Origin of the sequence: Flavobacterium sp. PS2 (assembly GCF_046250155.1) — a bacterium.
GTDB lineage: Bacteria > Bacteroidota > Bacteroidia > Flavobacteriales > Flavobacteriaceae > Flavobacterium.
Genome location: NZ_CP176426.1, coordinates 5,421,952 through 5,435,678 on the forward strand (window position 1 = coordinate 5,421,952; position 13,727 = coordinate 5,435,678).

General features: G+C 32.8%; 10 protein-coding genes. 7 read left to right on the plus strand and 3 right to left on the minus strand.

The genetic code is table 11. The annotated features are described in order from the left end of the window. Positions 1-41: 41 nt before the first annotated feature. Genes ACJ6WR_RS23200 through ACJ6WR_RS23210 form a run of 3 tightly spaced genes read right to left on the minus strand, consistent with a single transcriptional unit; the run spans position 42 to position 3,736 of the window. Complete coding sequence (locus tag ACJ6WR_RS23200) at positions 42-1,430, minus strand: bifunctional UDP-3-O-[3-hydroxymyristoyl] N-acetylglucosamine deacetylase/3-hydroxyacyl-ACP dehydratase (RefSeq protein ID WP_039112154.1); 1,389 nt, start codon at positions 1,428-1,430, stop codon at positions 42-44. Then, positions 1,423-2,466 (minus strand): UDP-3-O-(3-hydroxymyristoyl)glucosamine N-acyltransferase, encoded by a 1,044-nt coding sequence (gene lpxD, locus ACJ6WR_RS23205; protein ID WP_039111999.1) that lies wholly within the window; start codon positions 2,464-2,466, stop codon positions 1,423-1,425. Before lpxD ends, ACJ6WR_RS23200 begins: the two co-directional genes overlap by 8 nt. A gap of 40 nt (positions 2,467-2,506) precedes the next feature. Next, complete coding sequence (locus ACJ6WR_RS23210; protein ID WP_039111998.1) at positions 2,507-3,736, minus strand: HD domain-containing protein; 1,230 nt, start codon at positions 3,734-3,736, stop codon at positions 2,507-2,509. Positions 3,737-3,973: 237 nt separating this feature from the next. Here ACJ6WR_RS23210 and ACJ6WR_RS23215 point away from each other — a divergent pair, with 237 nt between their 5' ends. The 7 genes from ACJ6WR_RS23215 to ACJ6WR_RS23245 all read left to right on the plus strand — a co-directional run bounded on the left by ACJ6WR_RS23215 (position 3,974) and on the right by ACJ6WR_RS23245 (position 13,700). Then, entirely contained in the window at positions 3,974-4,471 is a 498-nt protein-coding gene (locus ACJ6WR_RS23215; protein WP_039111997.1) for a GbsR/MarR family transcriptional regulator, read from the plus strand. 16 nt (positions 4,472-4,487) lie between these two features. Then, complete coding sequence (locus ACJ6WR_RS23220; protein ID WP_409416665.1) at positions 4,488-5,609, plus strand: efflux RND transporter periplasmic adaptor subunit; 1,122 nt, start codon at positions 4,488-4,490, stop codon at positions 5,607-5,609. An 8-nt stretch (positions 5,610-5,617) separates the two neighbouring features. Continuing rightward, on the plus strand, positions 5,618-8,788 hold the full coding sequence (locus tag ACJ6WR_RS23225; RefSeq protein ID WP_039111995.1) for an efflux RND transporter permease subunit: 3,171 nt from the start codon (positions 5,618-5,620) through the stop codon (positions 8,786-8,788). Then, positions 8,778-10,181, plus strand: coding sequence for an efflux transporter outer membrane subunit (locus ACJ6WR_RS23230; protein ID WP_039111994.1), 1,404 nt, complete (start codon positions 8,778-8,780; stop codon positions 10,179-10,181). Before ACJ6WR_RS23225 ends, ACJ6WR_RS23230 begins: the two co-directional genes overlap by 11 nt. Before the next feature lie 173 nt (positions 10,182-10,354). Next, positions 10,355-11,908 (plus strand): bifunctional response regulator/alkaline phosphatase family protein, encoded by a 1,554-nt coding sequence (locus tag ACJ6WR_RS23235; protein ID WP_039111993.1) that lies wholly within the window; start codon positions 10,355-10,357, stop codon positions 11,906-11,908. Positions 11,909-11,979: 71 nt separating this feature from the next. Then, positions 11,980-12,387: a tRNA (adenosine(37)-N6)-threonylcarbamoyltransferase complex ATPase subunit type 1 TsaE gene (gene tsaE / locus ACJ6WR_RS23240; protein WP_323491428.1), complete on the plus strand. Its 408-nt coding sequence runs from the start codon at positions 11,980-11,982 to the stop codon at positions 12,385-12,387. 113 nt (positions 12,388-12,500) lie between these two features. Continuing rightward, the gene (locus ACJ6WR_RS23245; protein WP_039111991.1) at positions 12,501-13,700 is read left to right on the plus strand and encodes an alanine dehydrogenase; all 1,200 of its coding nucleotides are present in this window, start codon (positions 12,501-12,503) and stop codon (positions 13,698-13,700) included. Positions 13,701-13,727: the final 27 nt, after the last annotated feature.

Genomic DNA, 13,727 nt, shown 5'->3' on the forward strand with positions numbered 1-13,727 from the left:
CTTTTTTTGAAACAATAAATCTAAATAATTAACTATTTTCTTTATTGTTTTCTTGCAATTTGCGCCATCAATTCTGCTTCGGTAACTAATTTACCATTTGCGTAGGCATTTGCTTGCATGTGACAAATCCCTCTTCTGATAGGAGAAATTAATTCACATTTAAATATTAACGTATCTCCAGGTAATACCTTGTGTTTGAACTTAACATTGTCTATTTTCATAAAATAAGTCAAGTAATTTTCTGGATCAGGAACAGTACTTAATACTAAGATTCCTCCTGTTTGTGCCATAGCTTCTACGATTAAAACACCTGGCATAACTGGTGCTTCAGGAAAATGCCCTACGAAGAAATTTTCGTTCATAGTAACATTCTTCATTCCAACAACATGGCTATCAGACATTTCTATAATTCTATCAATTAATAAAAATGGAGGTCTATGAGGTAAAACTGCCATGATTTTATTAATATCCATCAATGGTTCTTGATTTAAATCATAAACCGGAACATGATTTCTTTGTTCTATTTTTATAATCTTAGCTAATTTTTTAGCAAACTGAGTATTTACAAAATGCCCTGGTTTATTAGCAATGATTTTTCCTTGAATTCTTATTCCTGTTAAAGCTAAATCTCCAATAACATCAAGTAATTTGTGCCTTGCAGCTTCATTAGGATAATGCAAAGTTAGATTATCTAAAATACCATTTGGTTTAACAGATATTTTGTCTTTACCAAAAGCTTTCTTTAAATTTTCCATTGTAGCGTCAGATATTTCTTTATCTACATATACAATAGCGTTGTTTAAATCACCACCTTTAATTAATCCGTGCTCTAAAAGAGATTCTAGTTCATGTAAAAAACTAAATGTTCTTGAATTAGAAATTTCAGCTTTAAAATCGGCAATACTTTTCATAGTAGCATTTTGAGTACCTAAAACTTTAGTACCAAAATCGACCATAGTAGTTACTTGGTAATCATCACTTGGCATAACAAGAATTTCACTTCCTGTAGCTTCGTCTGTAAAAGAAATAACTTCTTTTACAACATATATATTACGTTGTGCTTCTTGCTCTTCTATTTCAGCATTTTCGATTGCTTCAACAAAATATTTTGATGAACCATCCATAATAGGAAGCTCTGATGCGTTTAACTCGATTATAACATTGTCAAGATCACATCCAACCAATGCAGCTAAAACGTGCTCTGGCGTTTGAATTTTAACACCTAATTTCTCAAGGTTAGTACCTCTTTGTGTATTTACTACATAATTAGCATCTGCCTCAATAATAGGATGTCCTTGTAAATCAACTCTCACAAAAGTAAATCCATTATTTATTGGAGCAGGTTTAAAAGTCATTGTTACTTCTTTCCCAGTGTGTAGTCCAACTCCTGTTAGTGAAATTTCCTTCTTGATGGTCTTCTGTTTAACCATTATTTCCATTTTTTTGGTTTAATATTTGTTTTTTTAATTCTTCTAATTCAGCAACGATTTTAGGCAAATTCTTAAAATGAACATATGATTTATTAAAATCAGTATATCCAAGTGAAGGTGTTCCTTGCAAAATTTCGTCATCTTTAATATTTCTGGCAACTCCAGATTGTGCTTGCAATCTAACATTGTTTCCAATAGTTAAATGTCCTGCAATACCTACCTGACCGCCAATCATTGCATTTTTACCGATTTTTGTAGAGCCAGCAACGCCAGATTGGGCTGCGATAACAGTGTTTTCACCAATCTCTACATTATGGGCAATCTGGATCTGATTGTCTAACTTCACTCCTTTTCGGATAATTGTAGATCCTAAAGTTGCTCTGTCTATAGTTGTATTTGCACCAATATCAACATTATCTTCGATAATTACATTCCCTATTTGTGGTACTTTACTATATATACCTTCTTCATTTGGTACAAAACCAAAACCGTCGGCTCCAATAATTGTTCCTGAATGAATTGTGCAATTATTTCCTATGATTGTTTCGGAATAAATTTTAGCGCCTGCAAAAATATGTACATTATTGCCAATAACAACATTATCTCCAATAAAAGAATTTGGATAAATTTTGACATCGTTTCCTAAAACTACGTTTTGTCCCACATAACTAAAGCTACCTAGGTATAGGTTTTCGCCATATTTTGCACTTTCAGACAAGAAAGATTGTGGTTCAATTCCGTTTTTATTCAATTTTACTTGATTATAAAACTCTAATAATTTAGAAAATGACGCATAAGCATCGTCAACTTTAATTAATGTTGTGCTAATTTCTGTTTCGGGTACAAAAGTATCATTAACAATTGTTACTGATGCTTTTGTCGAATATATATGATTGATATATTTAGGGTTAGCCAAGAAAGTAAGGGATCCTTCTGTACCTTCTTCTATTTTAGATAAGCGAGAAACTTCTGCATTGGGATTCCCAACTACCTCTCCTCCTAAAATTTCTGCTATTTGTTCTGCTGTAAATTTCATTGCGACAAAAATATAAAAAAATAGGTTTTAAATGTTAATTTTAGATCAGTTGTTTTGGAAAACAGAGGTAATACTTTGTTACCAATTTAGATAACGATTTCAAATTCAGCTGGTCTGAGGCTTCTACAACATCCTCAATTGTCTTATCTTTTTTTAATATTCGTATAGGTTCGGCTTCTTTACTGTATGCTTGATTTTTTATTTTCCCTCTATATATAAAGTAACTTGCATCAATTGCAGAGATATTATTCTGAGATGCAAATTTTTCTTTCAGGCTTTGCAATTCTTCTAATGAAATTTTTTCGCTACTTAGTTTAATTTTTAATAAATCCCTGTTTATTATCATTTTACTTAACGTAGATAATATAAAATCATCATGTTTTTGCCATGCTTTTAAAGCGCCTATTATATCAAAATCGTCCAGTTGAGAGAATAAATCCAATGTTTCTGGAGTAAAAGTTTCCAAGGTAATTTTGTTTTGCATAAAAAACATCAAAGGTTCGCTGCAAGGCAAATGAATTCCTTTTAGAGTTAATTCTTTTGCTCTTTTTAAGACTTTCGTCAAAATAAGCTCTGCAACCAAGCTCGTTTTATGCAAATAAGCTTGCCAATACATTAATCTGCGAGAGAGTAAAAACTTTTCGACAGAGTAAATACCTTTTTCTTCAATAACCAAAACATCATCTACAACATTCATCATTTGGATTAAACGCTCAGAATTGACATTACCTTCGGCTACACCAGTATAAAAACTATCACGTTTAAGATAATCCATACGATCCATATCTAATTGGCTCGAAATCAATTGCAACATAAACTTTCTGTGATAGTCTCCTTTAAATATCTGAATTGCTAAACTTAGCTTTCCGTTAAACTCAATATTTAATTGATTCATAAACAATAACGAGATTGCTTCATGATTTACATCTTCAACAATACTTCTCTCCATTGCATGCGAAAAAGGTCCATGACCTATATCATGTAGTATAATCGCTATATATAATGCGTTTTCTTCTTCGACGGAAATTGTAACATCTTTAAAACGTAATGTTTCGATTGCTTTTTGCATTAAATGCATACAACCTAAGGCATGATGAAACCGAGTATGATTAGCTCCAGGATAAACCAAATAAGACAGTCCCATTTGAGAGATTCGGCGTAAACGCTGAAAATAAGGATGCTCTATTAAATCATATATAAAAGCATTTGGGATGGAAATGAAACCATATATGGGATCATTGAAAATTTTCAGCTTATTTATAACGTTCACTATTTGGTTATTTTTTAGGTCAACAAATATAACTAAATTACTACTTATTTTGTTTTACATTTTGGGCAAAAAAGCAAACAAATTAAGTTTTTATGATGTAATGTTATCATAATTATCTAAATTAGTGCATCGAAAAGACAATATTACGCTTTTTTATTGGTAACAAACAATTAACACAAATTTAAGTTCGTTTAGTTCGGTAAATTACGAACCAATTTTATCTTTGCCCAAAAAATCATGGATACTAACATACAAAAGGAAAGAGAGGAGCTTATAGAGTTATTCGGTATTCATTTTGAATCAGTATATAACTTGCCCCCGCTTTGCTCAAGAATTCTTGGACTATTAATCGTTGAAGCTTTTAAAGATGGGCTGACTTTTGAGCAAATAGTAGAAAAAATGGGTGCTAGTAAAAGTTCTGTATCTACAAATTTGAATTTTCTTTTAAAAATAGGAAAGATAGATTATTATACTTTACATGGTGATCGAAAAAAATATTTCAGACCGCCACCGTTTAGTGAACGATTTACTAATTATTTAAAAATTCTTGAGTTTGAGAATAAAATAATTGACAAAATGATTTTTTACAGAGAGAAAACAATGAATACCCCTGAAGAAAGAATGAATATGGAACATGCAAAAGCATATAAAAGCCACATCCTAAAAGTCGAAGAATTAGTTATAGAAACAATTACTGAGATTATAGAAATCGAAAAAGTTAATAATAAATCATAAATCAAATTTAATACAAATGAAGAATATTTCATTCTCCCTAATAGCTATCATGCTAGTTTTTGCGTCATGTAAAAAAAAGGAAGAACAAGCCCCGCCGCAAGGTCCAGCTCCGTTCCCAGTTAAAACAATTTCAATACAAGATGCAGTAGTATATCAAGAGTATAGCGCAAATCTTGAAGGTCAGCAAAATGTTGAAATTCGTCCGAAAGTAAATGGATATATCCAAAAGATTTATGTTGATGAAGGTCAGGTTGTAAAAAAAGGACAATTGCTTTTTAAACTTGAAACACAAACATTAAATCAAGATGCATCTGCAGCCAAAGCTTCTGTTCAGGCAGCACAAGTAGAAGTTGACAGATTAAAACCCCTAGTTGATAGAAAAATCATTAGTATCGTTCAATTAGAAACTGCAAAAGCTAAGTTGGCTCAAGCCAAAAGTGCTTATGGAAGTATTGCTGCCAATATTGGATACGGAACAATCATTTCTCCGGTAAGTGGAGTAATTGGTGGTTTACCTTTTAGAGAAGGAAGCTTGGTTAGTGCAACCAGCGAAGTGCCTTTAACAACAGTATCTGATACAAAAATTGTTCGTGCTTATTTCTCTATGAATGAAAAACAGTTATTATTCTTTAATAAAACATTTAAAGGAGCAACTACTGCCGAAAAATTAAAATCTGCACCGCCAGTTTCATTATTATTGGTTGATAATACAGAGTACGACCAAAAAGGGAAAATCGCTACAATGAATGGTTTAGTTAATGCAGCAACAGGAAACACACAATTTAGAGCAGATTTTAATAACCCACAAGGTATTTTAAGAAGTGGTAGTACTGGAATTATCCGTTTACCTATTGAGCAAAAAAATGTGATCCTAGTTCCTCAAAATGCAGTTTTTGAAGTGCAAGGGAAACAAATGATTTATGTTGTTGAAAAAGGAAACAAGGTAAAATCTACAATTGTAGTAACAAATGGTACTTCAGATTTAGATTTCATTGTAACAGAAGGTCTTAAAGCAGGCGATGTTGTTGTTATAGAAGGAGCGTCAAAATTAAAAGACGACATGGAAATCACGCCACAACAAGCCAAAGATGCAGCTAATAAAGCTACAGAAACAACAAATACTACAGCTAAAAAATAATATACAAGATGTTAAAAACGTTTATAGAAAGACCTGTTCTCTCGACGGTAATATCCATCTTAATTACCATACTTGGTATTTTAGGATTGATGTCATTACCGGTAGAACAATACCCCGAAATTGCACCACCAACCGTTCAGGTAAGTGCAACATATACTGGAGCAAATGCTGAAACAGTATTAAATAGTGTCGTTATTCCTCTAGAAGAAGAAATTAATGGTGTGGAAGGAATGACATACATGACTTCTTCTGCTGCAAATGATGGTTCTGCAAAAATATCTGTTTATTTTGAACTTGGAGTTGATCCAGATATTGCTGCAGTAAACGTTCAGAACAGAGTTTCTCGTGCAACTAGTAAATTGCCACAAGCAGTTGTGCAAACAGGGGTTACTACCCTAAAAAGTCAAACGAGTGCTTTGATGTTCTTTGCTTTGTATTCGAACAACGACGATTTTGACGAGACATATATTCAGAATTATGCCAAAATTAACCTTGTACCAAAATTGCAACGTGTTAAAGGTGTAGGACAAGTAAACGTTTTTGGAGCTAAGGATTACTCGATGAGAATCTGGATTAATCCAGAAAAAATGGCTGCTTATAATGTAGCGCCAAAAGATATTCAGGCAGCTTTGCAAGAGCAAAACGTTGAGGCAGCTCCTGGTAAATTTGGAGAAAATGCCGATGGTATTTACGAATACGTAATTAAATATAAAGGTCGTCTTTCAGAAATTAAAGATTACGAAGATATTGTTATCAAAGCTACTGGTAACGGAAACTTTGTTCACTTAAAAGATGTTGCAACAGTAGAATTAGGTGGTTTTAATTATGGAACCAAAAATATTGCAATGGGTAAACAAGGTGTTGCCGTTGGGGTGTTTCAAACTTCTGGTTCAAATGCACAAGATATTATTACTGAAGTAGTAAACATTTTAGACGATGCAAAACCTGATTTCCCAAAAGGAGTAGATTATGTAATTCCTTATAATACTAAAACCTTCCTGGATGCTTCGATAGAAAAAGTAATTTCAACGTTAATTGAAGCTTTTATATTAGTATTTATTGTTGTGTTCTTGTTCTTGCAAGATTTCCGTTCTACGTTGATTCCTGCAATAGCAGTTCCTGTAGCAATTATTGGTACGTTTTTCTTCCTGCAAGTATTTGGATTCTCTATCAATATGTTAACATTGTTTGCAATGATTCTGGCTATTGGTATTGTGGTCGATGATGCAATTGTCGTCGTCGAGGCAGTCCACGCCAAGCTGGATGAAGGAGCAAAATCAGGAAAAGAAGCTACAATTTCTGCCATGAGCGAGATTACAGGAGCGATTATTTCTATCACATTAGTAATGTCTGCGGTATTTATTCCTGTGTCATTCTTAAGTGGACCATCGGGAGTATTCTACCAACAGTTTGCAATTACATTGGCAATTGCGATTTTAATTTCGGCAATTAATGCATTGACTTTAAGTCCGGCATTATGTGCTTTGTTCTTAAAACCTCATGAAGCTTCAGATCATCACGATAAGAATTTCAAAGATAGATTCTTCATTGCTTTCAATACTAGTTTTGATAGAATGAACAATAAATATGTTAAGTCTCTTGGATTCTTAGCAAGAAAAAAATGGGTTGCAATTTCAGGATTATTAGTATTCACGGCAATCACTATATTCTTATTCCAAACTACACCATCAGGATTTATTCCTAATGAGGATAGAGGAATCATCATGGCAGATTTAACGCTTCCTCCAGGAACAACTTTGGAGAAAACACAATTAGCCGTTAATGAATTAGACTCTATTTTGGCCTCAATGGATATTGTAGAATCAAGAATGAGTGTTGTTGGTTTTAGTTTATTAAATAGTGTAAATGGAGGATCTTATGCATTTACAGTAATTAAATTAAAAGACTGGAAATACCGTAAAGAAGCCAATCAATCTGTAGATGCAGTTGTAGGTGAATTATTTGGTAGAACAGCACATTTTAAAGATGCCAAAGCATTATTCTTTACACCTCCAAGTGTACAAGGTTTTGGTTCTGCCGATGGTTTCGAATTAAAAATCCAGGATAAAGGAGATGATGATTGGACAACAGTGAGTAAAGTAAGTAATGAATTCTTGGCTGAATTAATGAAGAGACCAGAAATTCAGTACGCAATTACCAACTTCAACCCTACTTTCCCACAATATCAAATGGATATTAACGTAGAAAGAGCTAAAAATGCAGGAGTTTCTGTTTCTGATATTTTTAATACAATGCAAGGATACTACGGAGGATTGTACACTACCGATTTTAATAAATTTGGTAAACAATACCGTGTAATGATTCAGGCAAAACCATCAGACAGAGCAACTCTTGAATCAATCAATACGATTTATGTTAAAAATGCTGCAGGTCAGCAAGTAGCCATAAGCCAGTTTGTTGATTTCAAAAGAATTTATGGACCAGAAGCAGTTGCACGTTTCAACATGCTAAAAGCCGTGAACGTTAATGGTAAAGCAAAACCTGGTTATAGTTCTGGAGATGCAATTAAAGCAATTCAGGAAGTAGCAGCTCAGCATTTGCCAAAAACTTATAGCTATGAATTCTCTGGTATGACACGTGAGGAAATCCTTGCCGGAAGTCAGGCTGCAGGTGTATTCTTATTGAGTTTAATATTTGTATATTTCTTATTAAGTGCACAATACGAAAGTTATTTAGTTCCGTTATCAGTATTGCTTTCATTACCCGTAGGTATTGCCGGAGCAATTGGATTTGTGAAACTAGCAGGATTAGAAAACAACATTTATTTCCAGGTAGCCCTGATAATGCTTATAGGACTACTAGCGAAGAATGCCATTCTGATAGTCGAGTTCGCCATACAAAGGCGACGACACGGAATGGACTTGACACAAGCTGCGATAGAAGGTGCAAAAGCACGTTTACGTCCTATTTTAATGACCTCTCTTGCTTTTATCTTTGGTTTAATGCCATTGGCTTTAGCTTCAGGAGTTGGTGCTGTAGGTAACCGTTCAATCGGTATGGGAGCTGTAGGTGGAATGTTGATAGGAACAATTTTTGGAGTATTTGTAATTCCAATCTTGTTTATTATTTTCCAAAGCTTACAAGAAAGAATCTCTGGAAAACCATTTACAGAGAAAGAATCAGATGTTATACTTTTAGACGAAGAAAATGAAAAATAATATAAATAAAATAGTAACAGTTGTCATCACGGCAACTGTTATGCAATCCTGCTTCGTTGCAAAAGAATACGAAAGACCAAAGGATATTAAAACCGAAAACTTATATAGAACCGAAGTGGTTTCTAAAGACAGTACTTCGATGGCAAATCTTTCTTGGGACAAAGTTTTCACAGATCCAATTTTGCAAGGTTATATCAAAAAAGGATTAGAAAACAACTTGGATATCCGAATTGCAATGCAAAACATTGCTGCTGCCGAAGCATCAATGAAACAAGGAAAATCAGGGTACTTCCCTACTCTTTCTGTAGGTGCAGATTGGACACACCAACAGTTATCAAAAAACAGCCAATTTGGAGCTTTACTTCAAAATCGTAGTACCGATCAATACCAGCTTGCTGGAACTCTAGGTTGGGAAGCTGATATTTGGGGTAAAATAAGAAGTAATAAACGTGCAACAAATGCTGTTTATTTACAAACTACTGCTGCAAATCAAGCTGTAAAAACTCAATTAATTGCAGATATTGCTTCTACATACTATCAATTGATTGCAATAGATGAGCAAATTAAGTTAACTGAAGAGACTTTGATTAACAGAACGGAAAGTGTAGAAACGATTATTGCTTTAAAAGATGCAGGAAACGTTACCGAAGTTGGAGTTAAGCAAACAGAAGCTCAAAAATATGCTACAGAAATTATCATTGCTGATTTAAAAGTAAGCACGATTCTTTATGAAAACAAAATGAGCATTCTTTTAGGAGAATCTTCTACTAAAGTAGAGAGAAGTAGTTTTGAAGTGCAGAAAATGCAACCAGAAATTACGCTTGGTGTACCTGCAACTTTATTAAGAAACAGACCAGATGTAATTGCTGCAGAATATAATTTGATTTCAAATTTTGAAAGGACGAATGTTGCAAGAAGTAATTTTTACCCAACACTTAAAATTACAGCAACTGGCGGACTTCAAAGTATTGATTTAAAAGAATGGTTTAGTGCAAATTCATTTTTCGCAAATGTTGTAACAGGATTAACACAGCCAATTTTTAATCAACGCCAGATTAAAACAAATTTTGAAATAGCTAAAGCAAATCAGGAAAAAGCATACCTGCAATTTGAGCAATCATTGCTTACTGCAGGAAAAGAAGTTTCTGATGCCTTAGCGCAATATAACAATGAAACCAAAAAAATTGCAATTCGCGAGAAACAAGTAGAAGCATTAAAAGTTGCTACAGGATATTCAGATGAATTATTAAAATATGGTTTAGTGAATTATTTAGAAGTTCTTACTGCAAAAGACGATGCCTTAAATGCAGAATTAACTTTAATCGAAAACAAATTTTCACAATATAATGCCATTATTCAATTATACAGAGCCCTTGGAGGTGGATGGCAATAAGATTTCATAATTAGGTTACTTATTAATTTTCATATTTAAACCACTGGATATTTTTTATATTCAGTGGTTTTTATTTTTTTCATAGTAAAATTATCATAATATTAATAAATAGCCGTTTTAAAAAGAAGTAAATTGCCACTTAGATTTAACAATTTTGAACAAGCTATATAATTATGGATAAGATAAAAATACTTTGGGTTGATGATGAAATCGACTTATTAAAGCCACACATATTATTTTTGGAGAAAAAAAACTATGCAGTAACGACATGTAATAATGGACTTGATGCAATTGCGATTTTTGAAGATGAAAATTTTGATATTGTTTTTCTTGACGAAAATATGCCTGGAATGAGCGGATTAGAAACGCTTTCGGAAATGAAAGAGAAAAAATCTACTATTCCGATGATTATGATTACCAAAAGTGAAGAGGAATATATCATGGAAGAAGCTATTGGATCTAAAATAGCCGACTATTTGATAAAACCTGTAAACCCTAATCAAATCTTGTTGAGCTTAAAGAAAAATCTCGATCACTCAAGATTAATTTCTGAAAAAACAACACTAGATTATCAAAAAGAATTCAGGAAAATTGCTATGGAAATGGCAATGGTTAATTCTTATGAAGATTGGATTGAATTGTACAAAAAATTAGTTTTTTGGGAACTAGAATTGGAGAATATCAATGACCAGGGAATGATTCAAATTTTGGAATCTCAAAAAGTTGAAGCAAATTCTCAATTTGGAAAATACATAGAGCGTAATTACGAAGATTGGTTTGCACCAAAAGCAGATAAACCAATTCAATCACATACTTTATTTAAAGAATTAGTAGTTCCGGAAATTAAAAAGAAAGACAAACCAATTTTGTTTGTTGTAATTGATAATTTACGTTACGATCAATGGAAATCATTTGAAACTGTAGTAGGAAATTATTATAAATTAGAAAAAGAAGTTCCTTATTTCTCGATACTTCCTACGGCAACACAATATGCCCGAAATGCAATATTCTCAGGTTTATTACCAATAGAAATGGAAAAACAATTTCCTGAATATTGGAAAAATGACGTAGAAGACGGAGGAAAAAATCTATACGAAGCAGAGTTTTTAAGTGCGCAATTAAAACGATTGGGATTAAATATAAAAGAAGACTATTTTAAAATTACCAACCTTGCAAGCGGAAAAAAACTAGCTGAAAATTTTAAAGCACTTAAGAATAATGATCTTGTAACAGTCGTTTACAACTTTGTAGATATGTTATCGCATGCCAAAACAGAGCTAGATGTTGTAAAAGAATTAGCTTCGGATGATAAAGCATACCGATCACTGACATTAAGCTGGTTCAAAAATTCTCCTTTGTTAGAGATTATACAGCAAGCTCAGAACTTAGGATTTAAATTAATTCTAACTACAGATCACGGAACTATCAATGTAAAAAATCCATCGAAAGTTGTAGGAGATAAAAACACAAGCTTAAATTTACGATACAAAACAGGACGAAGTTTAACCTATGAGCATAAGGATGTGTATGTTGTAAAAGAACCTAAAAAAATAGGTTTACCTGCAATAAATATGAGCAGTTCGTTTATTTTTGCAAAAAATGATTTGTTTTTGGCTTACGTAAATAATTACAATCATTATGTGAGTTATTATAAAAACACCTATCAGCACGGAGGAATTTCATTAGAAGAAATGATAATCCCGTTCTTGATATTTAATCCAAAGTAAAAGAAGAAAAATTTAGTTTCAGTTTACATCGGAAGTAAAAAAAATTAGCTTAAAAAAAATATAAATAAAAAATGGAAGTTACTTTTTCGTTAGACCAAATTCAGGAAGTTGCAAAGCAAATCTTAGCACAAAACCCTAATAAAATTCTCCTTTTTAATGGCGAAATGGGTGCGGGAAAAACTACACTTATTAAGCAATTGTGTAAAAGTTTAGGAATTGAAGATGCCACAAGTAGCCCAACTTTTTCTTTGGTTAATGAATATCAAACTAATGACAATCAAACTGTTTATCATTTTGATTTTTATAGATTAAATCATGAAACCGAAGCTCTAGACATGGGAGTTGATGATTATTTATATTCTGGAAATTGGTGTTTTATTGAATGGTCAGAAAAAATTCCAAATTTGATCCCAGAACAACATTCGATTGTAACAATAGAATTGTTACCAGACGGAAAACGTTTATTAAAACTAGTTTAATTCCTTAGGCTAATACAAAAATTATACTTCATTGAAGAATGTGTATTAGCCTAGAGAATACTGTTTTATTAAAAAGATTTTACGTAATTTGTACTCTTAATTTTGCATAAACAATGTCAATAACGATAACTCCATTTACGAAACAAGATTTGTTGCCTCAAGAAGAAAAACTTGAAATTGGCAGATACAAAAGAGAACTTTTCATTGGAATTCCTAAAGAAACAAGTTATCAGGAACGTCGTATTTGCTTAACACCAGATGCCGTAAACTCACTTACCTATCAGGGTCACAGGGTTATGATAGAATCTGGCGCAGGAGAAAGTTCTAGTTATACCGACAAAGAATATAGTGATGCTGGTGCAGAAGTTACAAAGGATACCAAACGAGTTTTTGGTTGCCCTATGTTGTTAAAAGTTGAACCACCAACAGTTGCAGAGATTAAATTAATGAATCCAGAAACAATTTTAATATCTGCGATTCAACTAAAAACTAGGAAAAAGACCTATTTTGAAGCTTTGGCTCAAAAAAGAATTACCGCATTAGCATTTGAGTATATAAAAGATGAAGACGGAACTTATCCAGCTGTAAAATCATTAAGCGAAATTGCAGGAACAGCATCAATACTTATTGCTGCCGAATTAATGATTACAAATGAGTTTGGAAAAGGATTACTATTTGGTAATATTACAGGAGTCCCTCCTACCGATGTTGTAATTTTAGGCGCAGGAACTGTTGGTGAATTTGCTGCTAAAACAGCAATTGGCCTAGGAGCAACTGTAAAAGTTTTTGATAATTCGATTACCAAATTACGTCGCTTACAAAACAATCTTAATCAGCGTGTATTTACTTCAACAATACAACCAAAAGCGTTATTAAAAGCGTTAAGACGTTGTGATGTGGCTATTGGTGCTATGCGTGGTAAAGAACGTTGTCCGATTATAGTAACTGAAACTATGGTAGAGCACATGAAAAAAGGTGCTGTAATTGTAGATGTAAGTATTGACACAGGAGGTTGTTTTGAAACCTCGGAAGTAACTACACATGAAAAACCAACTTTTATTAAAAGTAATGTTTTGCATTATTGCGTTCCAAATATCCCATCTCGATATTCTAAAACTGCCTCACTTTCAATAAGTAACATAATTACGCCTTATTTATTACAAATTGCAGAAGATGGCGGACTTGAAAGCGCTATAAGATGCAATAAAGGATTAAAAAACGGAATTTATATGTATCACGGAATCTTAACCAATAAAGCTATAGGCGAATGGTTTGATTTACCTGATAATGACATTAATTTACTTGTATTTTAAGGCAACTTTAGCGTACCTTTGCCAAAA